Origin of the sequence: Rhizobium ruizarguesonis (genome assembly GCF_012349115.1) — a bacterium.
GTDB classification, from domain to species: domain Bacteria; phylum Pseudomonadota; class Alphaproteobacteria; order Rhizobiales; family Rhizobiaceae; genus Rhizobium; species Rhizobium ruizarguesonis.
This window is the reverse complement of record NZ_PQIG01000071.1, coordinates 1-23866: the sequence shown is the minus strand read 5'-3', so window position 1 is coordinate 23866 and position 23866 is coordinate 1. Positions and strand designations below refer to the sequence as shown.

28 protein-coding genes and 2 pseudogenes are annotated in these 23866 nt (G+C 60.2%); 11 read left to right on the top strand and 19 right to left on the bottom strand.

Annotation, left to right across the window (positions count from 1 at the left end; genetic code table 11):
- Positions 1-190: 190 nt before the first annotated feature.
- The gene (locus C3Y91_RS12630) at positions 191-787 is read right to left on the bottom strand and encodes a TetR/AcrR family transcriptional regulator (protein WP_130765062.1); all 597 of its coding nucleotides are present in this window, start codon (positions 785-787) and stop codon (positions 191-193) included.
- Positions 788-914: 127 nt separating this feature from the next.
- Here C3Y91_RS12630 and C3Y91_RS12625 point away from each other — a divergent pair, with 127 nt between their 5' ends.
- From C3Y91_RS12625 to C3Y91_RS12615, 3 genes are all read left to right on the top strand, one after another.
- Positions 915-1295 carry a DUF4267 domain-containing protein gene (locus C3Y91_RS12625; RefSeq protein WP_168575394.1) on the top strand — a complete coding sequence of 127 codons (381 nt, stop codon included), beginning with the start codon at positions 915-917 and terminating at the stop codon, positions 1293-1295.
- A 1-nt stretch (position 1296) separates the two neighbouring features.
- Positions 1297-1617 carry a DoxX family protein gene (locus tag C3Y91_RS12620; RefSeq protein WP_130687806.1) on the top strand — a complete coding sequence of 107 codons (321 nt, stop codon included), beginning with the start codon at positions 1297-1299 and terminating at the stop codon, positions 1615-1617.
- A gap of 199 nt (positions 1618-1816) precedes the next feature.
- A complete protein-coding gene (locus C3Y91_RS12615; protein WP_026170589.1) occupies positions 1817-2629 on the top strand; it encodes an alpha/beta hydrolase in 813 nt (270 codons plus the stop codon).
- 146 nt (positions 2630-2775) lie between these two features.
- Here C3Y91_RS12615 and C3Y91_RS38865 read toward each other — a convergent pair.
- Together C3Y91_RS38865 and C3Y91_RS12605 are read right to left on the bottom strand one after the other, a co-directional pair.
- Positions 2776-2886 (bottom strand): annotated as a pseudogene (locus tag C3Y91_RS38865) (ethanolamine utilization protein); the annotation flags it as partial.
- 102 nt (positions 2887-2988) lie between these two features.
- Positions 2989-3921, bottom strand: a complete 933-nt coding sequence (locus tag C3Y91_RS12605) for a LysR family transcriptional regulator (RefSeq protein WP_168575393.1) — start codon at positions 3919-3921, stop codon at positions 2989-2991.
- A gap of 121 nt (positions 3922-4042) precedes the next feature.
- On the opposite strand from C3Y91_RS12605, the gene C3Y91_RS12600 reads away from it, so the two are divergent.
- Positions 4043-4735 carry a type 1 glutamine amidotransferase domain-containing protein gene (locus C3Y91_RS12600; RefSeq protein WP_168575392.1) on the top strand — a complete coding sequence of 231 codons (693 nt, stop codon included), beginning with the start codon at positions 4043-4045 and terminating at the stop codon, positions 4733-4735.
- Between the two features lie 365 nt (positions 4736-5100).
- Positions 5101-6048 (top strand): sialate O-acetylesterase, encoded by a 948-nt coding sequence (locus C3Y91_RS12595; RefSeq protein ID WP_168575412.1) that lies wholly within the window; start codon positions 5101-5103, stop codon positions 6046-6048.
- Between the two features lie 129 nt (positions 6049-6177).
- On the opposite strand, the gene C3Y91_RS12590 is transcribed toward C3Y91_RS12595, so the two are convergent.
- Both C3Y91_RS12590 and C3Y91_RS12585 read right to left on the bottom strand, forming a co-directional pair.
- Positions 6178-6651 carry an SRPBCC family protein gene (locus tag C3Y91_RS12590; protein WP_168575391.1) on the bottom strand — a complete coding sequence of 158 codons (474 nt, stop codon included), beginning with the start codon at positions 6649-6651 and terminating at the stop codon, positions 6178-6180.
- Positions 6652-6683: 32 nt separating this feature from the next.
- Positions 6684-7553, bottom strand: a complete 870-nt coding sequence (locus tag C3Y91_RS12585; protein ID WP_168575390.1) for an SDR family oxidoreductase — start codon at positions 7551-7553, stop codon at positions 6684-6686.
- Between the two features lie 105 nt (positions 7554-7658).
- Here C3Y91_RS12585 and C3Y91_RS12580 point away from each other — a divergent pair, with 105 nt between their 5' ends.
- Positions 7659-8549 carry a LysR family transcriptional regulator gene (locus C3Y91_RS12580; protein ID WP_168575389.1) on the top strand — a complete coding sequence of 297 codons (891 nt, stop codon included), beginning with the start codon at positions 7659-7661 and terminating at the stop codon, positions 8547-8549.
- A gap of 154 nt (positions 8550-8703) precedes the next feature.
- Here the strand turns inward: C3Y91_RS12580 and C3Y91_RS12575 are convergent, their stop codons facing one another.
- Together C3Y91_RS12575 and C3Y91_RS12570 are read right to left on the bottom strand one after the other, a co-directional pair.
- Positions 8704-8877, bottom strand: coding sequence for a hypothetical protein (locus C3Y91_RS12575; protein WP_020397293.1), 174 nt, complete (start codon positions 8875-8877; stop codon positions 8704-8706).
- 240 nt (positions 8878-9117) lie between these two features.
- On the bottom strand, positions 9118-9885 hold the full coding sequence (locus tag C3Y91_RS12570; protein ID WP_130654909.1) for an SDR family NAD(P)-dependent oxidoreductase: 768 nt from the start codon (positions 9883-9885) through the stop codon (positions 9118-9120).
- 670 nt (positions 9886-10555) lie between these two features.
- On the opposite strand from C3Y91_RS12570, the gene C3Y91_RS12565 reads away from it, so the two are divergent.
- Both C3Y91_RS12565 and C3Y91_RS12560 read left to right on the top strand, forming a co-directional pair.
- The gene (locus tag C3Y91_RS12565) at positions 10556-11116 is read left to right on the top strand and encodes a BA14K family protein (RefSeq protein ID WP_168575388.1); all 561 of its coding nucleotides are present in this window, start codon (positions 10556-10558) and stop codon (positions 11114-11116) included.
- A 383-nt stretch (positions 11117-11499) separates the two neighbouring features.
- Positions 11500-12483: a phosphotransferase enzyme family protein gene (locus C3Y91_RS12560; RefSeq protein WP_168575387.1), complete on the top strand. Its 984-nt coding sequence runs from the start codon at positions 11500-11502 to the stop codon at positions 12481-12483.
- A gap of 134 nt (positions 12484-12617) precedes the next feature.
- On the opposite strand, the gene C3Y91_RS12555 is transcribed toward C3Y91_RS12560, so the two are convergent.
- The 6 genes from C3Y91_RS12555 to C3Y91_RS12535 form a co-directional block, all read right to left on the bottom strand.
- Positions 12618-13535: an RNA polymerase sigma factor gene (locus tag C3Y91_RS12555; protein WP_168575386.1), complete on the bottom strand. Its 918-nt coding sequence runs from the start codon at positions 13533-13535 to the stop codon at positions 12618-12620.
- Positions 13532-14275, bottom strand: a complete 744-nt coding sequence (locus tag C3Y91_RS12550; RefSeq protein WP_130686092.1) for an SDR family NAD(P)-dependent oxidoreductase — start codon at positions 14273-14275, stop codon at positions 13532-13534. Before C3Y91_RS12550 ends, C3Y91_RS12555 begins: the two co-directional genes overlap by 4 nt.
- 98 nt (positions 14276-14373) lie before the next feature.
- Positions 14374-15186 (bottom strand): sulfite exporter TauE/SafE family protein, encoded by an 813-nt coding sequence (locus C3Y91_RS12545; protein WP_130686091.1) that lies wholly within the window; start codon positions 15184-15186, stop codon positions 14374-14376.
- Positions 15187-15338: 152 nt separating this feature from the next.
- The gene (locus C3Y91_RS12540) at positions 15339-15893 is read right to left on the bottom strand and encodes a GNAT family N-acetyltransferase (RefSeq protein ID WP_018068107.1); all 555 of its coding nucleotides are present in this window, start codon (positions 15891-15893) and stop codon (positions 15339-15341) included.
- A gap of 147 nt (positions 15894-16040) precedes the next feature.
- Complete coding sequence (locus C3Y91_RS38695; protein WP_226307052.1) at positions 16041-16391, bottom strand: DUF4440 domain-containing protein; 351 nt, start codon at positions 16389-16391, stop codon at positions 16041-16043.
- A gap of 176 nt (positions 16392-16567) precedes the next feature.
- Positions 16568-17455, bottom strand: coding sequence for a LysR substrate-binding domain-containing protein (locus tag C3Y91_RS12535; RefSeq protein ID WP_168575385.1), 888 nt, complete (start codon positions 17453-17455; stop codon positions 16568-16570).
- Positions 17456-17571: 116 nt separating this feature from the next.
- Between C3Y91_RS12535 and C3Y91_RS12530 the strand changes: the two genes are divergently transcribed.
- From C3Y91_RS12530 to C3Y91_RS12515, 3 genes are all read left to right on the top strand, one after another.
- The gene (locus tag C3Y91_RS12530) at positions 17572-18276 is read left to right on the top strand and encodes an SDR family oxidoreductase (protein ID WP_168575384.1); all 705 of its coding nucleotides are present in this window, start codon (positions 17572-17574) and stop codon (positions 18274-18276) included.
- 85 nt (positions 18277-18361) lie between these two features.
- Positions 18362-18931, top strand: coding sequence for a pyridoxamine 5'-phosphate oxidase family protein (locus C3Y91_RS12525; protein ID WP_018068102.1), 570 nt, complete (start codon positions 18362-18364; stop codon positions 18929-18931).
- Between the two features lie 354 nt (positions 18932-19285).
- A complete protein-coding gene (locus C3Y91_RS12515) occupies positions 19286-20131 on the top strand; it encodes a class I SAM-dependent methyltransferase (RefSeq protein ID WP_168575383.1) in 846 nt (281 codons plus the stop codon).
- 56 nt (positions 20132-20187) lie between these two features.
- Here C3Y91_RS12515 and C3Y91_RS12510 read toward each other — a convergent pair whose 3' ends face one another.
- The 6 genes and pseudogenes from C3Y91_RS12510 to C3Y91_RS12485 all read right to left on the bottom strand — a co-directional run.
- Entirely contained in the window at positions 20188-20838 is a 651-nt protein-coding gene (locus C3Y91_RS12510) for a pyridoxamine 5'-phosphate oxidase family protein (protein ID WP_168575382.1), read from the bottom strand.
- A 151-nt stretch (positions 20839-20989) separates the two neighbouring features.
- Entirely contained in the window at positions 20990-22045 is a 1056-nt protein-coding gene (locus C3Y91_RS12505; RefSeq protein WP_130771196.1) for a Cj0069 family protein, read from the bottom strand.
- A gap of 56 nt (positions 22046-22101) precedes the next feature.
- Positions 22102-22194: pseudogene (locus C3Y91_RS12500) on the bottom strand (sulfurtransferase); the annotation flags it as partial.
- A gap of 119 nt (positions 22195-22313) precedes the next feature.
- Entirely contained in the window at positions 22314-22865 is a 552-nt protein-coding gene (locus tag C3Y91_RS12495) for a hypothetical protein (protein ID WP_226532137.1), read from the bottom strand.
- 8 nt (positions 22866-22873) lie between these two features.
- A complete protein-coding gene (locus C3Y91_RS12490; protein ID WP_075225333.1) occupies positions 22874-23605 on the bottom strand; it encodes a HoxN/HupN/NixA family nickel/cobalt transporter in 732 nt (243 codons plus the stop codon).
- A partial coding sequence (locus C3Y91_RS12485; RefSeq protein WP_168575381.1) for a YqaA family protein occupies positions 23605-23866 on the bottom strand: 262 nt, incomplete at its 5' end. The genes C3Y91_RS12490 and C3Y91_RS12485, both read right to left, overlap by 1 nt.

The following is a 23866-nucleotide window of genomic DNA, read 5'->3' as shown; positions in this document are numbered from 1 at the left end:
GCCTTGAGCCTGGGATCCATGCCGGCGGCTGATCGAGACGAGAGTGGATACTCGGGTCAAGCCCGAGGAGGACGGAGCGTGGGGTGGCGTCTGGACAAGGGCAGCGATGTATCCGGTCATGATCGGCGACGGCTCTCCGTTAAAGATGCGCGGTCCACATCCGGTAGCCGTTGCGTCATCCGACGGAATGTCATTCGCCACGGCCAGGCGCGTTTCCTCCTGCATCCACGATCGCCTGAACAACAAGCGCGATGCGTTTGTCGCGCATGCCGGGCCGAATGCGGCCTGAACGTTCGAGCTCGGCAAGCCCATGCAGGGCTGCCCAGAAGGTCTCGGTCACGATCTCCACATCGGCACAGAACGGCGACACGGCTGCTGCAATGGCGTCGAAACCGGCCCGAAGTTCCGATCTCGTTTCAGCCTCGGCGAACTGCAGTTGGGTCGGCAGGATAAACATGGCCTCGTAGAGTGCCGGGCGACTGAGTGCGAAGGCAAAATAGGCCATGGCGACATCCATGAGGGACTCTCGTTGCCCGTTCGCCCCGCCTGCCGCTTCCCGAAGAACGGTTGCGAGCTCCTTGAAGCCCTCGACTGCAACCGCGGCAACGATGGCGTCCCTGTTCGCGAAATGCGAATAGAGGATTGGCTGGCTGTATTCGATCTCCTTGGCCAGGCGGCGGATCGTCACGGCATCCCATCCTTCGCTCTCCGCGACGGCACGTGCTGCCGCGACAATGCGCTCTTCGCGCCCTGCCCTTTCCCGGCTTTTTCGCTCTGCGATCCCCATTGCTCAATCCCCATTCCCCTGCAGGCCCAGCACATCAAAGATTATACCAATGCTTGACTAACTAGCAATGCTAATGCATTTTACCTAGCAGTGCTAGTTTTTGTATCCACGATAGAAGGATCGTCTCATGCTTTGGTTTGCCAACGGGGCCGGGTTGCTGCTCGCCCTCGCTATTATCGCAATCGGCACTGGCTATATTGCCAGCCCGACGACCATGATGCGCAGTTTCGGCCTGCCGCTTCCCGAAGATGGCCCAAACGTCGCTTGGTGGCTCCGCCTCAAGGGCGTTCGCGATATCGTCGCGGGATTGCTCGTGCTGGCGTTCATGATGTGGGGTGCAGAACGCGAGGCCGGCATCGTGCTTTTGATCGAAGCGATGATCCCTGTGGGCGACATGCTGCTCATTCTCGCAGCGAAAGGTTCCACCAAAAGCGCCTTCGGCATTCACGGCCTCACGGCGGTGATCATGGTCCTGGTCGCCATCCCCATGATGATCGGGGCGCACTAAGATGGTTCACGTTCTTTCAATCTGGTTCCTGGTTGTCGCATTCTCCGGCGCAGGCCTTGTCAACACGATCGGCACGTCGGGGACGCGAAGCGATTTCGCCCGGTGGGGCTATCCGCGCTGGTGGGGTATCGTGACGGGTGGACTGGAAATTTTGAGCGCCGTCCTGATTGCGCTTCCTGTCAGCCGCTTTGTCGGCGTGGCGCTTGGGGCGGTCATCATCGCGGCTGCGGTTTTCACTGTTCTCCGCCACCGCGACCATGCACATCTTGCGCCGCTCAGCGTCTTTGTCACCCTGATTGCTGTTGCCGCGATCTCATCTTGAGCACTGCCGGAAAGGCGCTGCTAGGTTACGGCGAACAGTTGGCGATCAACAGGACGAGCACGATCCTCGTTTCTCGAGCCTCTTCTCCATAGGAACGCTTTGTGCCTATATTGGCGCTGCGCTGAGCACACCACGCCGCAACGGCCCGCGGTTGCCGCAAGCGTTCTGGTCATTGCCAAACCGGTGGGTACAGTCTGTCGTGAGCGCTACACGGTATTTGCTGATCTTGCCGCTGATGGCGGTCGTCGCCTACGTGGCGCTCGTGGGTTTGATCTATCTGTCTCAGCGAGCCCTGCTTTACCCCGGAGCCGGCGCCACACCTGCTCCGGAGCACGCGAGTTGGGGCGAGACGGTCCACATCAAGACGCCCGACGGAGAGATGCTTCAGGGACTGTACAGCCAGGGCGACAGCGACAAGCCCTGCGTGCTCCTCTTTTTCGGAAACGGTGACCGCCTCGGCAATTACGCGTTTCTCGCCCAGGCGCTGACCACGCGGAGGATTGGATTGCTGGCGATTTCCTATCGCGGCTATCCCGGATCGACCGGCTCCCCCAGCGAGCAGGGCCTGCTGACAGACGGGATCGCCGCGTTCGACTGGCTTTCGGCACACGGCGGAAGCGAGATCATTGTGCTGGGCCGGTCACTTGGCACTGGCGTCGCCGTGAATACCGCCGCGAAGAGGCCGGCCGCGGGCGTCATTCTTGTGTCTCCGTACCTGTCGGTACTGTCGGTTGCGCAGACGCATTATCCGCTCCTCCCGGTCGAGGTTCTTCTCAAGGATCCCTTTCGCTCGGACCTCAACATAGGCAAAGTAAGACAACCGAAGTTGTTCCTCCACGGCCGGCTTGATGATAGCATCCCGCTTTCTTCAGGGCAGGCGTTGTACCGCATCGCACCCGAGCCCAAGCGGATGTTGATCTATGACGGTGCGGGTCACAACGATATCTTGAATGATAGAATGGTCGGTGACGTCATCCGTTTTGTGGAAGCGCTGAAAGGAAACCGGCCCTAAATCCCGTCACGGACCGGAGCGGTTTCCCGGTCGCAGTGGGAGGCAATGCCCGGGAGCGGCTCGACCCGGATGTGGCGAACTTCGAAAAGATGCCGCCGATGCCCTGAGGTTCGGCCGCGACCGGCAATCAGCAATGCACCGTCGCCTCAAGCATGCGCCGGACGCCAATGAGGATAGGTGACATAGGCGGTGAGCGCGCCATCCTCATGCGAGCGGATCGTCACGCTCTCGCCCTTCGGCATGTAGACGATGTCGCCCGAACAGCGACGTATCCTGACATGACTGGGCGCCCATCAACACCGACTTTTGCCCCCACGATTTCGCCCATGAAAGCCTCGCCGAGGTTCGAACTCGCGCTCTCAATTTCCAGCCATCGCTTCTGCCACCGCAGCGTCGGAGATTTCCTTTGCCACCTCTGATATCAATGACCTCAACCACCGATGAGCCGGATCGTTTCGATAACGGACATGCCATGCCAGCTCTACCGGGAAGCTGCCGAGATCGACCGGCGCGGGCAGGACTTTGAGACGCGGGTCGCGGGCAAGGCGATGGCAGATCAGCCGGGGCAGCGTCGCGCAATAGTCGGTGACGGCCACCATTTCCGGGACCGCCAGGAAATGGGTGACGGAGACCGAGACGTCGCGCCTGAGACCGGCCTGCTGCAGCATCTGGAACAGGCCGACGCGCATCCGGCCGGGCGGAAGCACGTTCACATGCCGCAGCCGCTGATACTGTTCCTCGGAGATGCTTTCGGCGATCTCGGGATGATCTTTGCGCACGACACAGGCCAATCCATCATCCATGAGATGCTGCACGACCATGTTATCAGGCGGCTCGACGATCCGGCCGATCACCATTTCGGTCGCCCCGGATATCGCGCCGGTCTCGGCCAGATCATTGCCGAAGGGTGTCAGGCGCAGCCTGATCCCGGGAGCGCATTCGCGCAGCCGCGCCACGATCACCGGCATCAAGACAAACTCGACGTAACTGTTCGGGGCGATGGTGAACTGCCGTGTCGCCCGCGCCGGATCGAACGCCTGCTGGCCGAGAATGCCGTCATCGAGGCTCGCCAAGGCCCCGCGGATCACCGGAGCAAGTGTCTCTGCCATCTCAGTCGGCCTCATGCCGTAGCGCTCGCGGATGAAGAGCGGATCGCGCAATGTCTCGCGAAGGCGGTTCAAGGCGTTGGAGACGGCCGGCTGCGTCATGCCCAGTTGTTCGGCCGCACGCGTGACATTGCGCTCTTCCATGAGCGCCACGAAAACAGGCAGGAGGTTGAGGTCGTACTTCATCCAGATATATTGCTGAACGCATAACTGAAATCAAAGAAATAAATTTCCGGAATGAGAGCCGCCGAGGCATGATCCCCTCATCGAAATCAACCGATCACATCTGTCTCGAAAGGATCTCCAGATGAAAATCCTCATGGTTCTCACCTCGCACGACCAACTGGGCAATACCGGCCGGAAGACCGGCTTCTGGCTCGAAGAATTTGCCGCCCCCTATTATGCCTTCCTCGAAGCCGGCGCCGACATCACCGTCGCATCGCCGAAGGGCGGACAGCCGCCGCTCGACCCGAAGAGCGACGAACCGAGCTTCCAGACCGACCAGACCCGCCGCTTCCATGCCGACCCGGATGCCCAGGCCGTGCTCGCCTCGACCGTGAAGCTCGCTTCGGTCTCTCCCGAAGATTACGACGCCGTGTTTTATCCGGGCGGCCATGGCCCGCTTTGGGATCTGGCGGAAGACAAGAATTCGATCGCCCTCATCCAATCGCTCTATCAGGCCGGCAAGCCCGTCGCCTTTGTCTGCCATGCCCCGGGTGTGCTGCGCCACGTCAAGGCTGCCGACGGTACGCCGCTGGTCCAGGGCAGACAAGTCACCGGCTTCAAGAACTCCGAGGAAGACGGCGTCGGTCTGACCCAGGTGGTGCCGTTCCTCGTCGAGGACATGTTGAAGGAGAACGGCGGCATCTATTCCAGCGGCGACGACTGGTCGTCCTATGCTGTGAAGGACGGCCTGCTGATTACCGGGCAGAACCCCGGTTCATCGGTTAAGACCGCCGGCATTCTGCTCGCCGCCGTGACGGCGGCAAAGGCCGCTTGATCACCATTCCTTGTGATAAAGCCAAGGGCGCCTGGGGGAACCCGACGCCCTGGCCCGCCCCGCCCCGCAGAAGCGTGACGAACATCGGGAGTGTTGTCCATGGAACTGCATGCTGCATAGCAGGCACGATCTCTAACCCAACCGGATGATTGCAATCCCTGGTCCGGCTTATAGTTTACAGGTTTCCGGCGACTCCACGCTAAATAGTCGTCGATTGGGGCTCGATCTTCGCGACGACCCGTTCTCTTAAAGATCATGCCCGAAGCAAGCAGATGTGGCTGGCGCAAAGGAACGCTCATGGCTGAAGCAGCCTTGAGCGGTCCGATAGGCTCCATGGCATCGGATGATGTTTGAAAGATAACGACATGCGCAACACAATGGCAGCCGGTCTGGCCGCCATGATCGCCATGTACTTTCTCGGCGGCATGAGCGCGAGACATGAGATCTTTCCTTGGCCACAACTTTCCGCGCTGAGGAAAATGGTTGGCGGAGAGAAGGCGGCGGCTCCAAGTCGTTATACTTTCGACGACAAGGGAAGACTCACCGGGGATGAATCAAAAACGCCTGTGACCTGCCCGATTCAGACTGACCGAACTGCTGTCTTACTCATTCTTGGCCAATCGAACGCGGCCAACGACGGTGGACAACGGTACAGGTCAAAATATGGCGCGCGCGTTGTAAACGTCTTTGAGAAACGGTGCTTCATCGCGGCGTCGCCACTTCTTGGATCGACCGATACCAAGGGAGAGTACTGGACGCTTCTTGGGAACAATTTGATCGCGTCCGGACAAAATGACAGCGTCATCCTCGCAGCTCTCGCCTATTCCGGATCTGAGGTCGCACGATGGGCAACAGGCGGTGACCTCAATCCTGTGCTGGTCGATACAATGAAACAGCTTCAGGGTTCCGATTACCGGATAACGAGCGTCCTCTGGGTGCAAGGAGAGAAGGACCTCGTTATCGGCACCACTGCGGAGACCTATCAGGAACATTTCATGTCGATGGTTGACACGTTGCGTCAGCACGGCGTCGAAGCACCCGTTTACATTTCGATCGCATCGAAATGCCTCGAACCGAGCAACGGCGGCTTCAAGGAGCATATTCCAGACAATGCGGTAGTACGGGCGCAACTGGCCCTGTCAAAAAGCGGCCATGGTATCCGAGAGGGCGTAAATTCTGACGCGTTACTCGATGCAGAAGACCGCTACGACGATTGCCATATCGGGGGCACAGGCGCGGAGAAAGTGTCGCGGGCCTGGACGAACCTTCTGCGCGGCGATCGCCATCTGGAAACTCGCGATAATCCTCCCTGAACCGGTTTTCGCGCCTTCGCGAGCGTCGGGCCTCGGGCTCTGTCCGGTATTCGACACCTTGTCACTTGTGCCCCCGCAAGGCAGGGCGCCTCGTTAAGAGGCCGCCCTGTTGTTTGTTTCTTTTGATGTTTAGAGTTTTCCCTCTGCCAGCAGTTCGCGGGTCCGCTTCAGCGTCGACAGCAGGGCGGCCTTGTAGCCCATTTCGCTATCGAATTGCGCCTGCTCGGCCTGCTCTTCCGGGCCGTTCGGCTGTTTGCCGCGCAGGCCGAGATAGCAGTAGAAGCGCAGCTGCAGCTGACCTTCTTCATCCTCGAAGAGCTGGTTGATGATCGCTCCCTCGCGTGGCCCCGTTGCCTGAAAGAAGGTGACCTTGCTTTGCCGTTCCAGGGTGATGATCTCGCGCAGATCCTGCCCGCCGATCGTCGCCTCGCGCACAAAGTGGGTCGGGCTTTCCTCCACGACATCGCAGCGGGTGCAGAGACCGGCGGGAAGAAAGAGCCGGGCGTCGCGTGCCTTGAGTTCGAGACCTTGCCAGGCCTCAGCGCGCGTCAAAGGGGTTTCGCCTTCCGGGTTCACCGGAACGGTGGCTGTGGAATAGATCATGGTGATCGTCCTTTCGAGATCTGTCGCCTGCGTCAGGCGGAAGCAACCGTTTCCGCGGCGAAGGCGCGATAGGAGCGCAGCGGGCGTCCGAGCAGCTTTGTCAGGCGGTCGACGTCGCCCGCCTCAGGCAGCATGCCGTCAGTCAGGAACCGCTCGCCCATCAGGCGCATGTCGTAGGCCATCCAGGCGGGCATGAACTGCTTGAGGTTCTGCTCGAAGCCCTCGGTATTGTCGCCGCCGTAGTGGATCGGGCGGGCGAGCACATCTGACCAGATGGCAGCGATATCGGTTCCGGTCAGTGTCTGCGGACCGACGAGGTTGATCCGGTCGAGCGCCAGCGGCTCTGTAGCCTGTTCGCGGCGCAACAACTCAATCGCGGCGATCTCGGCGATATCGCGAACGTCGATCATGGCGAGACCCTTCGGCCCGATCGGCATCGGGTAGGCGCCGTAGCCGGTGATGACGTCTTTGACCGTCAGATCGTTCTGGATGAAGTAGGCCGGGCGCAGGATGGTCGCCTTGAAACCCATCTGCTCGATCATCCGCTCGACGCCGAACTTGCCGGCGAAGTGCGGCACGTTCACATAGAGGTCGGCGTGGATCACCGAGAGATAGACGATCCGCTCGATGCCGGCCGATCGGGCGACGTTCAGCGCAATCAACGCCTGGGTGAATTCGTCCGGCACCACGGCGTTGAGCAGGAACAGCGTCGATACGCCTGACATGGCGTTGCGTAGCGAGTCGACGTCGAGGAAGTCACCCTGCACGACGCTGACATCTGCCGGGAAATCCGCTTTCGATGGGTCGCGGACAAGAGCGCGGACATCGGCGCCGCGCTTGACGAGGTGTTCGACGACTTGGCGGCCAACATTGCCTGTGGCGCCGGTGACGAGAATGGTCATGATCTTTCTCCGTGTTGGGTTTGCTTGACACGTCGAATATGTGTGGTTCACTGGCAGCCCGATAGACGGCGATTTTAGACAGACCGTCTCGCTGGTGGAACAGACATGGACCTTCTTGCGCTTGCCGATTTTAATCTCGTTGCCCGCCATGGTGGTTTCGGCAAAGCGGCACGGGCGACAGGCCGGCCGAAGGCGACGTTGTCACGGCGTGTCGCCGAGCTGGAAAGCGGTCTCGCTTTGCGGCTGTTTGAACGGGGCGCGCGTAACCTGAAGCTTACCGAAGAAGGACGGGCGCTGTTCGAGCGGACGGGGGCGCTGCTTGCCGAACTGGACGAGACGGCGTCAGCGATTGCCTCCGGCGGTCAAAAACCTAAGGGAAGATTGCGGATCAGCGCACCCTTGCATTTCTCCCAGACCGCCATGGGGAGGATTGCCGCCGGCTTTGCCCTCCAATATCCGGAGGTGAGGCTTGAGGTGACGAGTGAGGACCGGCCCGTGGATATGATCGAGGAAGGCTACGATCTGGTCATCCGGGTCAATCCAGATCCCGACGAAAGCCTGGTCGGGCGGGTGTTTCTCCGCGACCGGCTGGTGGTGGTGGCAAGCCCCGATCTTCCCCGCCCGACCGGCGGGCTTGCCGCTCCCGGCGTTGCGCGCGGCGCCGGCGAAGCCCAAACATGGCACGTGAAGACACCCGGCGGCCTGTCAACCATCAGGATCGAACCTGTGCTCAGCTTGGCGACGCTCATCATGGTCCGGGATGCGGTGCGCGCCGGCGTCGGTGCAGGACGCCTTCCCATTTCGCTGGTGAGCCATGACCTGGCTGACGGCACATTGGTCAATTGGGGGGATATCGACGGCCCCGAGACCGCTCTCTGGACGCTCTACCCCTCCCGGCGGCTGCTCAGCGCGCGCGTGTCGGCGTTCCTGGATTTTCTCAAACAGGCCTTCCCCAATGGGACGGCTGACGAATTAGCCGCCTATATTGGCAGGTGATGACGGCGCTTTGCCGGTGTGGCGGGTCTGGCCTAGGACCGATCGACAATACGCCTAGCGGGATTTGTCGAGCGCTGAGCAATCATCCGAATTCAGAAGCTCCATTTCTACACCCATGCAGATATTCCCGCCTAATCGGATGATCTTGTGGGGCTTATATCACTAACCACCAGCATGAGCCGCAAAGACCGGGGTCATCGCTTTCGACGTCAAAAGAACGTTTCGCGACGAGCACGCAGCGGTTATTTACCCGCCGAACGCCGCGCGGCTTGTTGGGCAGCATCGGCTTGATGGCGGTCCATTCAGAATCGCTGAGTTCGTAGCGCATGATTCGAGGCTCCGGTTTCCGAGCTTGAATCACGGCTCGGGCAGCACTATCAACAGGTAGTGGTTCGCGGCGGAGTCCCTAACGCTCTGAATCTGCTTCCGGTTTCGGCGCAATAACGGACATGGCCAGACTTGTTGCCGGTTCGACCCGGTCACGAATGACCCAACAGCGACATTGGCCCTAGCGGCAGCGTGGCGGTCCATGGCCACCGGCCTCCAATTCCACGTCCGACACGTTAGCTTAGATGCGTCGCGTGAAGGCGCCGTCAACCACCAGATTGGCGCCGGTGATATAGCTCGCCGCTGGGCTCGCCGTGAATGCGACGACGTTGGCGATCTCCTCCGGCCTCGCCATGCGGCCCATCGGGATCATGGCAACCGCATTGCGAAAATGTTCGGGTTGCTCGCTCTTGATTTGATCCCAGGCACCACCGTCAAAGAACGTCGAACCGGGGCTGACGACATTGGCTCGGATACCCTTGGGTGCGACGGTCCGGGCGAGCGACTTGATGTAAAAGTGCAGCGCAGCCTTTATGGCGCCATAGGACACCTCTGTGTAAGCATTGAGTTCTGAATCCTCGACTCCCCCAATCGAGCCAATGGCGACGATGCTCCCCGCCCGTGATCGCTCAAGGTGCGGCATAACCGCCTCAACTGCCGTCACAGTGTGGATCAGATCGACGTCGAAGGCCGACTGGAACGCCTCGATACTAAGGCCGAAAGATAGGGCGCTGGCATTTGCCACCAAAATGTCGACACCGCCAAGCGCCGCCGCAGCGCTTTCAACCCAGCTCCGAAGTGCTGCTGGGTCTTTGACGTCCACGGACCGGCCCCAGGCCTTGCCTCCCTTGGATTCTAGCGCCTTGACCACGTCCTCAACGGCGTCGCCGCTGCGGGCACAAATCGCGACGTCGGCTCCCTCCAACGCAAGACGCTCAGCGATGGCAAGCCCAATCCCCCGAGTCGAGCCGGTTACCAGTGCCTTTTTGCCAGTGAGATGCAGATCCATTTCATGGCTCCTCTAATCCGATATCCGTTGGAAATACCGCTTTGTCAGGGTTAGGATGTTCTCTGCAGGGGAACGCGGCAAGACCGAATCGGCATAATGGTCATATGAACGGCAGGATGCCATGATCGGTGATGCTTTCAGTTTTGGTGATGATCTCGACTGGTAAGCCGGCAGCGGCAAACCTGCTTGATCGGCAACTCCGCTTTGGCACATAGCGTCGTTTCGCTGCCACGCAGCAACGCGTCGGCCATTGGGGGTATAGCGGACTCTGTCAGGCTGTCAGTCCAGCAGATTTATGAGTTCACGGCCTTATGCAATTACGCCGGAAAGGCGCAGGCTGAGCGGCATTTCGATTCCAAAATAACAGGCCTTCCCCAATGGCACGGCGAATGAGCTGGCCGCCTTCATCGGCAGGTGATGACCGCGCTTTGCCGGCCTCATGGATGAGCCCCGCGGCACACGATTCGTGGAGCGCGCCGCGGCTCAAATGAGATGACGGAGGGTGGGCGCGTGCTTTCGGGGGAAACCCACCGTCGAAGAAAAAGCTTTCCTGCATAATTCCTCGAATCAAAGCCGATTTTAGAGTATAATTCGACAGTTTACCTAGAGGGCTGAAACGCCCTTGCGCGTCGACTTCGACGCGCGGTGCTGTAGAAGGAAAGATGAGCCAATGAAAAGGTTAGCAATCGTTACCCTGTCGCTGGTGACGGCGCTGACGAGCGTCCCGCCGGCCATGGCGTTTCCCACCATTGCCATGCCTAAGATCGAAGCCGCAGAGGCGCAGCCGGTCCAGTACAGACATCACGGCGGCGGCCACGGCCATGGCGGCTACTACGGGCATGGCGGCTACTACGGGCATGGACACCACGGTAGTAACAACGGCTGGGCCTGGGGACTCGGCGGGCTCGCGGCCGGCGCAATCATCGGCGGAATGCTGGCGCAGCCCTATTATGGCGGAAGCTACTACGGTCAGGGCTACTACGGCCAAGGCTACTACAATCAGGGCTACTACGGCCAGGGCTATTACGGATCGCCCTATTCCGGTTTGAGCTACTACGGGTCGACCCTTTACCGTCCGCGCTACTACGCGCCGCGCTATTACCGCCAGGTCTATAATGGCGGCAACGGACATACGAGCTGGTGCTATGCGCGCTATCGGTCTTACCGGGCTTACGACGACACGTTCCAGCCCTATTACGGTCCGCGGCGGGCGTGCGTCTCGCCCTACTGATGATTGTGGGCATCGTCGGCGACCTCACCTGGCGCTCGTCCCGGAGCGCCGGCTATCGGATTCTTCGGCTTCTCCAAGGCGATTTGAACCGCTGGAGACGAGAGTATCCTCCGGTCAAGCTCGAGGACGACGGAGCTGGCCTGGGCTTTGCCGGCATCCAGACAGACCGAAAATGATGGAAAGGACAGAAATCGAAATAGAGTTTTCTTTCAAAAATCGCGAAACCGGCATTTTGTTTTTCATCTCTTGGTTTTATTAATAGCGCCATTCAGCTTATCCAAGCAGCAGCTCATTGCAATCATACGTGCCTGCGGCCGCCACCGCCTTCATGGTCTTTTCACCGCGGAAGCAGCCTGCCAGCAAAGCCCGATGGTACAGCGCCCATGCTCGATTTTAATCCGCTCTATTCGACCCCGCAGGTTGCGGCTATCGAACAGTTCATCCATCGGCATTATCCGTCTGCAGGACCGGTTTCCTGCCGGATGCTGCAACGCGGCTTGAATGATGTCTATCTCGCTCTCGGGAGCAACGGCGAGCGTTATGTGTTCCGGCTTTCTCATCGCCGCGCCCGCGGTCCGGCCGACGTCAGGACCGAAACGGCGTTCTTGGCGCATCTCTCGCAATCAGGCGTTCCGGTCGCAGCCCCCATCGCGACACGCGAGGGCAGCTTGTTCGTTGAGGGAGATGCGCCGGAGGGCGTGCGCCAGGCAGTGCTCTTCCGGGCGATCGACGGCCGCAAGCCGGATGCGACGGATGCCGGCGATGCGCGGGCCAACGGGACGACTCTTGCTTTGCTGCACAACGCCGCCGAGACATTCCAGCCGGACGGATCCCTCTATCGGCTCGACCTCGAACACTTGCTGCACCGACCCCTCGCCCGCATATGCGATAGCGGCATCGTGGAAGACGCCAAGGTCAGCAGCGATCTTGAAGACATCGCTGCACGGGCCGCAAAGGCGATCGAAGCCTTCGGCGATTTGACGTCGACTTATTGCCATGGTGACTGTCACGGCTTCAATGCGCGGATCAACGACGCCGGCGAAGCCGTATTTTTCGACTTCGATGACGGCGGTCCGGGATATCTCGCTTACGACCTGTCGGTGTTTTTGTGGGCGCAAACATCCTTCGGCCGGAGGTCGACCGCCATGTGGGACGCATTCGTCGATGCCTATCGGGCCGTCCGGCCGATCACGCCAGACGACTTCGAAGCCGCCCACGGCTTCGTGATCGTCCGCCACATCTGGCTGATGGGCGAATACGCCAGCCGGGTACAAGAATGGGGAAGCGAGACCGTCGGTTGGATTGCCCGGGAAGCGAATTTCCTCAGGCAGTGGGAGTCCGAGCGATGCGTCGATCGCCTGTTCTGAATACAGTTCTGCTCAGCTCCGAGGATCGGACCAGCAGCCCCGAAGATGGGCAAGCTTCCACCTTCGCCCACTCCTGGTGCGGTACATTGCTTTGACGCGACGATCTATGCCAACGAGCCGTGAGAGCGCCAGGCCTAATATTCGCGTTGCGATGCGGCCCGCGTCACAGCCGCATCCTCCATGACGTAGGTCGCATATCGATGGTCGCGGATCAGTGTTATCTTTTGGTCCCTCCATTCAAGCAGCATGAAGTAAGCAGGAGTAGCGGACGGCGCAGCCGAAACCAGCAATATTTCCCTGCCCTCCAGACAAGCCGGTTCGATCCAAACCCGCGGATAGTCCGCATAATAGGAAAAGAATCGGCCAACGTTCGCCGCACCGGAGACCTGTGGCCGTCGTGCCTGACGAAGCCGAACATCCTTGGCAAGCAGCCTGCGCAGGGCCGTCCAATCCCTCGCATTGAAGAGCGCTGCGAAATTCAGAACCTCGGCACTTGGGGGCAGCGGAACTTCGGACCCCGACTCGGAGATGGATCGCAATCCTGCCCGACCACGTGAGAGATGAGCTTTGACAGCATCGATACTCAGGCCCAATAGCGCGGCGATGTCTGCGATCGGCTCTCCCAGCACATCCTTGAGGATCACCGCGCTACGCTGCGGCACCGGCAATTTGGCAAAGTGAGCCAAGGCAATCCGCACCGTGTCCTGCCGAATCAGCGCATCCTCTGGATCAACAGCACTGACATCAGCTAGATCAAAGGCCGTCTCCAGCGGCTCTGACGGACGGGTACTTCGCTGGCGCAGCGCATCAATGGCGCGATTGTGAACAATGCGAAACAGCCAGGGTCGCAGCGGCGTGCCGGACGAGATCGAGCCGACCATCGCGAACGCACTGACCAAAGCGTCCTGTATCACGTCCTCGCCGTCGATCACCGAGCCGACCAATCGGGCGGCATAGCGATGCAGTTCCGGGCGAACTGCATCCGCCTCCTTGGCCAGCGCCGCGTAGAGCGTGTTCTTCGCTTCTGCTTCGAGGGGAGCTTCATCCATCATTCGATGACCGTCACGCCTGTATCTCCACGCACGGCGTAGATCATAGCCTCTTCCAGCGCCGTGTTGCCGATCAGTTCGGCTACCGTATCGCCAAAGCCACGCGGTGTCATGTCCGGCCAGGTAGCGGCCTGTTCGGCGAATGTCCGGCCCGCCGCCGCAGCATAGCCGGAGATTCCGGCGTTGCCCACGCCGGTTCCTGCAAACATCTGCCGGGGAACAATGACCCGGAAACGCAGGCCCAGGCCGAGCTGGGTCGACAAGCCCTCAGCATATTTTGCAATGAACCACTGCGCCCGTTTTGCTCCTGCATAGCCTCCCGATAGCGGCGAGCCTTGCACCGCGGCTCCGCTGGAAACGAGAACGACCAGCCCGCCCGACGCCATCGGCAACGTCAGAGCGGCCTGGACCCAATGCAGGGCGGCCTTCACATCGACGTTCCAGTTGGTCGTGAACGCCTCCCAGCCAACACGGTCGATCCGTTCCATGGGCGGTTCCGCGCCGGCGTTCATGATGACGACATCAGGTCGTGTCTCTGACATGATCCTCTTTGCGGCGTCGGCGCTGGTCGCGTCAGCAGACACAGTCGTGACGGCGAGTTGCTCTCCCAGCGCTCGCAAAGTCGTCGCGTCGCGAGCCACGACGGTCACTTTAGCTGCGCGCGCGACAAACGCCTCGGCCATTCCGAAGCCCAACCCGCGGCTACCACCGACGACAACGATCCGTTTTCCATCCAAATCCATGTTCTTTTCCTCATTCGATCCAAACCGCACAAAGGCAGTCGCAACAAGGACGTTCGAATGAGCTGAAAAGAGTCATTATTTTCGCGCTCGTCATTGAGTTAGTTGTGTCGCCAAACCTTTACGGCTGAGATCAGCAGGATTGCGGCCAGGGCTGGCAGGAGGAAGGCGTTTAGCACCATGCCAAGCAAGAGGCCGCCGACAAAGGTGCCGACGATCGAGCCCCCCGCCATGACCAGCAGGAAGGTCTTGTTGCGGCCAAGGACCGAAAAGCTCTGATCGCGGCTGTAACGGGTGAACCCGACCAGCATCGTGGGCAGGCTTACGGCGAGGGAGAGGCTTCCGGCCAGTTTGATATCCGCCCCGAAAAGCAGGACCAGCGTCGGGATCAATAGCTCTCCACCCGCCACACCGAGCAGGGATGCCACAATCCCGATGATGAAACCCGCCACCACGCCTGCGATCATCTGGGCCACGCCCGTTAGAAGCGCCTGGCCGGCTGTCGCGTCGTGGCCTACGACCAGGACGACGGCGATCGCGACCAGCATGGCGGCAATCACCTTGTAGAGGGATTCCGACTTCAGGCGGGTTGCCCATCCCGCGCCAAACCATGCGCCGAGCAGACTCCCAGCGAGCAGGTTGACGACAATCGGCCAGTTCTCGGCGATCGTGCTGAAAGGCACAGTCGCAGCACGGAACGGGAGCGCGGTGGCAACAACGACCAGGCTCATGGCCTTGTTGAGGATGACCGCCTCAAGAGCCGCAAAATTGAACAAGCCGATCAGGAGAGGTAGCCGGAATTCCGCTCCTCCAAGACCAATCAACCCACCAAGGACACCGATAATTCCCCCGCCTGTAAAGGCCACGGGGAGATTTTGAGACTTGGGGGACGAGGCGGGCAAATCCTGAGACATCGATATAGTCCGTTGAAGATATCGCTATCCCTAACTGACATAATCGAATTCACCAAGATAAGGCTGGATTGCAAAGTCGGCTCAGGACTACCGACTTCGGAAAGCGCCGATAGGTGCCCATCATTTGATGATGAGGTGATCGTGGCAGGCCGTCAGCTCCGCACCTTTGACCGCAGCCAGCCCTGAAATTCCGTGGAAAGCAAACCCATCATAAGGTCGTCATGCCATTTGCCGTCCACGAAGGCGGTTTCGCGCTCTCGTCCCTCCACCACGAAACCACATTTCTGATAGGCTCGGATTGCGCGTTCATTGTAGGCAAGCACCCTAATTCCTATGCGATGGAGTTTGAGCTCTGTGAAGGCATGTTGCAAAAGCAGACGGATCGCCTCGCTCCCAAGTCCTTTTCCAAGGAGTGCTGGGTCATAAATGGCAACCGCCATTGATGCCCGCCGATCCTGGAAATTTAGGCTATGAAGTTTGATTTCCCCGATTAGGCGCTGTTCGAGTTCGATCATCCAGGCGTAGGGATTTTGGGCTTGGCCTTGGGCCCATTCTTCGGCTGCATCTCTCGTGATTGGTTTTACATCTGACTGGCTCACTCCGAACATTCTCGAAATGTCGGCGTCCGTTCCCAACGAAAACCGAGCCTCGGCATCATCAGGCGAAGCGGGTCTCAATCGCACCCCAGCACCTTTCAGAGAAATCATAGATGCCGTCCAACTTCAAAATGATCAGTTTGGCCAGTCTAAGCAAAACTCGTCCTGGGGCAATGATCGCTTGTGGCGCGATCCGGTCTTAATCGCTCGGCTGTCGTGCCCGAAGCATGCCGCTCACTGTTCCATCCCCAACAAGCCTTAAGATTTGGTAGGCCCATGGTTAACTTCGCGCTGGTCGTCGTTTAGAGAGCAAATTCGGATGCGCCACACTCTGTCACGACCCCGCTGCCAGACGGCCAGGGAATTTCCTCGAACTTTCCCCCCGTCCTCGGAGTATGCATTGAGGGTCCACGCTGTGTCATTCGATCCTCCCGACTGGAGAACTTGCAACTTCTTGTCCGGCACTCCCCCATGGGTCCACTCATGGTGAAGCGCCTCTATCGCTTCGCGGCCAAAAGCAGGAGCCGCGTAGGGCGAATACAACTGAGCATCGAGAGTGAACATTGCGGCGCAAGCAGCCGCGTCCCCTGCCCGATAAGAGGCTGTCATGCGATCCAATAAATCTTGAAAATCCGGCAACGGATCCATAAAGCGAGCCCAAACCTTAAATGAACGAAACACATCATACCATCGTTTCGAACCGACCAAAGCTGTTTGGCCTTGGTCTGCTGTTGGCGCAAACCTGCCGCAGTTGGTCCATTCCTTGAGCGATGGCTGTACGACCATCAGCTCTGCACCTCTGACCGCAGCCAGTCCTGAAGCTTGTCCACCGCTTCGGACTTCCGATATCGCGGCTTCACCAGATAGAAGTGCGACCGCGTTTTGAGGGCGCCGTCGAAGACCTGCCTCAGCCTGCCCGCCTCGATGTCGGTCGAGACGAAAGCGCGGGTCGCCACGGCGATGCCCTGTCCGGCGATTGCAGCTTCGATCGCGTGCGATGTCTGCGAGAAGCTGATGCCCCGAAACAGCGTGGCATCGCCGCCGCCGAGGAAGCGATCGATATATTCGGGCCAGGAATTATGGGCATCGTGAAGCAGCGTATAGTGCGAGAGTTCTTCTGCGTTGTTGGGCTCGGCTCCCACGGCGACGAGGTTCGGATTGCAGATGGCGATGATCTCCTGCTCGAACAGCAGTTCGGCGGCAAGGCCGGGACCGAAGGGAGGGCTGCCATATCGGACGGCGAGATCGACGCCGTCTGTCTGGAAGACGGAAATACGGTCCGTCGCCAGGATGTGGAGATCGAGATCGGGATGTCTCGAGGTGAAATCAGGAAGACGCGGGATCAGCCATCTCGAGGCGAAGGTTGGTGTCGTGCTGACCACCAGTTTGACCGGCTGAGGCTTCAGGTTCGCCGTCGCGTTTGCGAGCAGTTCGAAGGCGCGCCTGACGTCGGCGACGTAGCTTCGCCCCTCGCCCGTCAGCGCCAATGACTTCGGCAGGCGCTCGAACAATGTCACCCCGAGTTCCGCCTCAAGCCCGCGCACGTGCTGGGCGACAGCACCTTGGGTGACGCCGAGCTCTTCGGCGGCGAGCCGGAAGTTCAGATGACGCGCCGCCACGTCGAAGGCCTTGAGGCCGTTGAGGGATGGAAGATTGCCGATCAGCATGGACATTCGATAGTTTTTCTACTGGGATATGTCACGAAAACTGGTTCGCTCTCGCTTGGAGCCCATGATATTCCGGGGATCAACGCCCGGCAATGGGTGCAAATCGAACAGGGAGAGCGACGATGGCAGTAGAAAAGGTAGCGATCATTACGGCTGGCGGCAGTGGCATGGGTGCGGAAGCCGCGAGGCGGCTGGCGGCCGATGGCTTCAAGGTCGCCATCCTGTCTTCGTCAGGCAAAGGCGAAGCGCTTGCCGCCGAACTGGGCGGCATCGGCGTCACCGGCTCGAACCAGTCGAACGACGACCTCAAGCGCCTGGTCGACGCCACGATGGAGAAATGGGGCCGCGTCGACGCTCTCGTCAACAGCGCCGGCCACGGTCCCCGTGCGCCGATCACCGAGGTCACCGACGAACAGTGGCACGCGGGCATGGACATTTATTTCATGAACGTGGTTCGTCCCGTGCGGCTGGTCACGCCGATCATGCTGGCGCAGAAGTCGGGTGCAATCGTCAATATCTCCACCGCCTGGGTGTCCGAACCGTCGGCGATGTTCCCGACCTCGGCGGTGTTCCGTGCAGGGCTCGCCGCCTACACGAAGATCTATGCCGATACCTATGCGGGCGACGGCATCCGCATCAACAATGTGCTGCCGGGCTGGATCGACAGCCTGCCGGCGACGGAGGAGCGCCGCGACAGCGTGCCGATGAAGCGCTACGGCACCAGCGCCGAAGTGGCCGCGACGATTTCCTTCCTGGTTTCCGAAGGGGCGGGTTATATCACCGGCCAGAGCCTCAAGATCGACGGTGGCCTTACCCGGTCCGTCTGATGGGATCGCTCTCAACGCCAGGGAGAACAGCGATGCGCTGCGACTACGTCAAGGCCGGCGAGATAAAGAACGCTGAGGCGACACAGTGAACCTCGCCGAGGTCGATGCATCGGCCTGGGCAGAGCTGGAAGGTGCTGCCGCCGATCCGCAGTCGGCCTTCCGCTACCTGAACCTCTGTTCGGTCGACGCCGGCGGGCGGCCGCAGGCCCGCATGGTGGTGCTGAGGCGCGTGGATGTGGCGCGACGCGTCCTGGAAATCCATACGGATGTCAGAAGCCCGAAATGGCAGGAAATATCGGCCAATCCTTTGGTCACCATCCTCGGCTTTGGCCCGCAGCCGAGAGTGCAGCTTCGCCTTCAGGGATCGGCCGAACTCCATGGACCGGCCAGCGAACTTGCGGCCGAGGCCTGGAGCCTGCTGCCGCGATCGACGCGCAGTACCTATATGGGCGGGCCGCCGGGCGACGACATCGGCGAGCGGCCGGCGAGTGAGGCAGCGGTCGCAGACGCCGATGGACGGGCCTTCTTCGGACTGCTGATATTCCGGGCCGAGACGCTGGACTGGTTCCAGCTGCGCCACGCCGACAACCGACGCGCAGTCTTTGCCTACGACAAACTGGGCGCGCTGACCTCCTCCCGCTGGGTCAATCCCTGAACGCTAAAGCGCGTCGCGCTTTAGGTCCTTGTTTTTACGCATGTCGTTATCGCAAAACCGCTGCACACTTTTGCGCGACGTGCTTTAGACGACGTCGAAGCCACCCATCTCTTTGCGATCGTCCGCCACATCTGGCTGATGGCGGAATACGCAGGGCACAGGAATGGGGAAGCGAGGCTGTCGGTTGGATGGCCGTTGACAGTCCTCGAAAAGCGGTATCTTTTCGCTGCGTCAATAGGATGATGAGAGCTGCGAGCCGGATTTTATATCATGGCTAGGGCGCAAGGCTGACGAACCTGTGCATAAGTCCATGCCTATGAACGCCGTCGTTCGGAACCAGGACGGGCAGACAAAATGAACACCGCATCAAACTCCGAACAGATTACATCGACTGGGCATAAGCTCAGCGCTGGCGGACATCTTGACGTTCACTACCTGGCATTAAAGGACGAGTACGATGCCACTCTTCGCGCCGCCGGTATTCGACCCGGATGGTCAGTGCTTGACGCAGGTGCTGGCAATGGGGTCTTCCTGCCTTTGATGGCGGAGTTGCTGGGCAGCGAGGGACATATCGAGGCCTTTGATTTGGCACGGGAAAATGTCGAGGCAATCGAAACCTTGATCGCAAACCAACGGTTTGTCTGTCCGATAAGCACGCGGATCGGAGACATTGCTGCGCTGCCGTATGAAACCGGCACGTTCGACGCAGTCTGGAGCGCAAACGTCGTCCAGTATCTGAATGACGAAGAGCTGACCCAAGCAATCGGCGAGTTCCGCCGCGTCGTAAAACCCGGCGGACTTGTTGCTGTCAAGGAGGTTGATATCTCGGTCTGGCAGTATCAGCCCCAAGATCCTAAACTGACGTGGCGTCTGCTCGACGCGCTGTCTGATGACGTGCAGATGTCCGGGGCGATGAGGGGAACGCGCGTAACGGCGTGGTTTCGAGCAGCCGGCCTTGAGAAGGTCTCTGCCATCACCACGCTCGCGGAGCGCCGTCAACCACTCAGGCCCGTGGAGCGCGAATATATTCGCAACAATCTCGAATTTTTATCCGGACTTGCCCAAAGGTGCGACTTGGCGGAGGCGGACCATCACCAATGGAAGGCGATCGGCGAAGAGCCAGAGCGTCTGATTTCCGATCCCGACTTCTGCTATCGCGAAATGTGGGTTCTCAGCTTGGGTGTCGTGTCGACGGGCTGAGCCAAATTCCGCTGATGACGGTTTGGGCTCGACCGTCTTCGGCCCGCGCCGGGCAGCTAATAAAGTGTCCTTCGGTAGGCTTGTTCCAGGTCTTCGTCCATCTTTCGCATTTCATCCCCGTCCTTCGGCGCCCCTGTCGTCTCATCCAGAATGATCTTCATGAGCGAGGGCATCTCCGTGCGGTCCTGGAAATGATCCGGGCTCCACAGGCGGGACCGTCTGAACGCCTTGGCGCAATACATGAAAACTTCGCTTATATTGACGATGATAGCGAGTTTCGGGAGACGATCAGCGACGCTCATGCTCGTCAGCAGTTGAGGATCATTGCTCAGACTTGCCCGCCCGTTGACGCGCAATGTGTCGTCGAAACCGGGGACAAGAAATAATAGCCCAACGTTCGGGTTGGCGATGATGTTGCTGAGGGTATCAAGACGATTGTTGCCAGGTCGATCCGGGATCGCCAGGGTGCGCTCGTCAAGAACCTTGACGAACCCCGGAGGGTCGCCGCGAGGACTGACGTCGGCCTTTCCCTCCGAGCTCTGCGTGCCGATGCAGAAGAACGGCGAGCGCCGAATGAATTCCTGCGCGTGCTCGCCAAGAGAATTCTGACACTTCACGATTGCCAGAGCGTGGGTCGGCTCGAACAGCGCCCGAAGCGACTGCTCATCCGCGATGGCAAAATCTGGATTGAGTTGCAAGGCCGTCATAATCCCCTCCCGAAATCCCTCTCATCGCATGGCCGAACTGCAGGTCTGGAACCCTGACCTCGCGCGTCTCCGTCCGCAAGCCACGGATATGATGTACGTACCTCATAATATACATGAGTTGATATCCGGGATCAATGCGCCGGCGACAGAGTTACACTGCGGACCCGCGCAGCCGCGACGCCATTGCGCGTGCAATCTCCGCAGGGGCTTCGTCAGGAATGGCGAAGACGGAGCTGACGTTGATCTCGCAGAGAACGTAGGTGTCGTTGCCTGAAGCGTCTGGTGGCCCGTAAAGGAAATCGGCGTCCCAGATGATCGGCAACGACGTTGCTTCGATCCCAAGCGTCGACATCATTTGCGGCGTCCACTCACTTTCCATTCTTGTCCTCAAAGTATGGAACGGTTCTGCGGATGCCGGATGCATGATCCGTGGACCAGGCTGAAGTGGTTCCCGGCCAGGTCCCGACGGCGGCGTCACCAGCGCCTTGACCAACTGTTGTCCGAAGCCCACGACCCTGCTTCCAGACATGTAGCAGCGGATCATGCCCTCGGGCAGACGGGACTGAAACGGCTGATCGACGATGCAGCCACCTTCGGTGAAGTAGCTCTCGCAGCGGGAAATGAAGTCGGACAGGTCAATCGTTTCAGGGACACTGCCTGATTTCGCTTCCAGCACACTGATCGAGGTCGCACCGCCGGCAGGCGCTCCAGCGAGTTCGACCTTCCAGATACCTTGTCCGCCGTTGCCACGGTTCTGCTTCAACACGCGCGGCCCGGCGGCTAGGAACGTTGGAACGAACGCCTGGCGGAAGTCCGCGGCGGTGCGATAGAGCCGTGTGTCGACGCCCCAGCCTATATGCCTGGTCTCGTAGAGCACCTCCTTGACGCCCATCTTGAGGATGACGTCCGGATGCGCACTTACAAATCGGCCGGCTTCCGCCACCTGTCGCAGAAGCGGATCGAGGATCTTTCTCGTCTTTCCGTCGTCGAGCGGGTTCACCCAGACAAGCACGGCGTCGACTGCAAGGAGCTGTTCGAGAACATCGTCGGCGAATTCTTCGTCGAAGACGGCGGGCTCCGGCGCAAGGCCGACTGCCGCGAGTTCTTCGAAGATCCGGTGGAAGCGGTTGTTCTGTGGCGTCGCCGCTCGCCGGGCTTGCCGGTCACCGCGCCAGACGATCGCAATTCGTGGGGGCGAGTTCTTCATGGGTGCAACTCGAACGACAGGCGATAGGCGAAGACGCCTTGACTGAGCTTGCGTCCCTGCTGGCAGCGGACGTCTATCAGCATCTGGGCGCCTGAGGTGCCGATGATCCGATTCAGCTTGTCAGGTGTGATTTCAAGAAATGACGACATCGCGGCGCGTCCTCCGTTGGTGCGGGTTCAAGGACGCGATTCTTCGGCCGTAGCCTCGTGGGGCGATCGCTGCCCCATGTCCCGAAACTCTCAAAGCAGGATCGCCCTGTCAAGCGGCTTCAGTTTTCAATCCGCTGCTCGGAGACGACGCTCGCCACAACCTCGTCGGCGCCGTTCGGATAGATTGGAAGGTCGAGCGTTAGCGCTTCCTTCACGCCCTCGCGCTCGATCGCAAAGAACTTCCGCACCCGGCCTTGTCCCTTTTGCTCTCCAGAAGGCCGCGCTGCTTCTGTCGAGGCGAAACTCCGCTCGAATGCGGCCGCGTCGGTCCCGGCGAACGCCATGGTGCAACTCTCGACAGTCTTTGGACCAACCGCCCCACGTGCGACCACCACCGCCTCGAAAGGAGAAGCGCCATCCGAATTCACCAGCCAGCCTTGAAAGGTCGCTGGTACCCCGAGAGGCTGAATGCCCATCGTCATGTCGTCCGCCAGATCCGGCCAGCCGCTTTCCCTAGCAAGTGCGACCGTCTGGTCGTAGCGCGGCCCGAGTTCGAGGCACCGCTCGGCGAAACGCTGGAACGGCGACTTCGTCTCCTCGCACTGGGCGCCGCTTGCCAATACCAGTAGCGCTGCCGTCGCGCCAATCAGCACCATTTTTGTTCGACGCATCATTGCCCTCATGTAATTGCCAGCCAGTTCGCTATCTCGACCGCAGCGACGGCAACCAGCACCAGCCCCGCGAGTGCACCCGTCGCGCGGGATACAAAACCGAGCAGCCGCGGCCACGTCCTCATCAGATAGGCGATGCGGTCGCGGAAAACCACGGTCAGGAGGGCGACCACGGAGAGCGTCAGCCCGACTCCTATCATCATAGTGAAGGCGAACAGCAGGCCGGTGACGACGACCTGATGGATCATGGCGAAGGTCATCACGAACAGGGTGAGCGGGCACGGCACCAGCCCGGCTGCTACCCCCATCAACGGCCCTTCGCCCTCCGCATGCGAGTGATCGTGCCGGAACAGAGCCGATGCCAGCATCCAGAGGCCGATGACGCCCAGCAGGGCCCGGCTGACGACTTCAAGGGTCGGAGACGATCCGGCGTCGACGAAGGAATGTGACACCAGCGGCAGGGCAAGAAGCGCTATGAGGACTGCCATCGTCACGTGCGTGAAGGAAAGCGCGAGCGATACAAGGAGCGCCCCGTGCGCCCTGGTAGAGGATCCGGCAAGGTAGGTGGCAAGAACGGACTTGCTGTGGCCGGGCGTCATTGCATGGACGGCGCCGAAAACGATGCCCATCGGCAGGAAGGCGAGGAACGAGGCCCAGCCGCCGCCCGCAGCAAATTCCTTTATGTGGCCGGCGAAGGCGAGGTAGATCTCACGCTGGACGTCGACGATCTGCTGGAACATTACGCAAGCCCCGTCGTCGCTGCTGCAAGCACGAGATATCGCCCCACCTTGGCGATCGCCACCAGCACCAGGAAGGTCGGCAGCGGCTCCCGCAGGACGCCGGCCATCACAGTGATCGGATCGCCGACGATCGGCAGCCAGCTTGCGAGCAGCGACCACTTGCCGAAGCGGCGATACCAGCCCTGCGCACGGTCGAGCGCTGCGGGGCCGATCGGAAACCATCGCTTTTCCCTGAAGCGTTCGATGCCGCGGCCGAGCAGC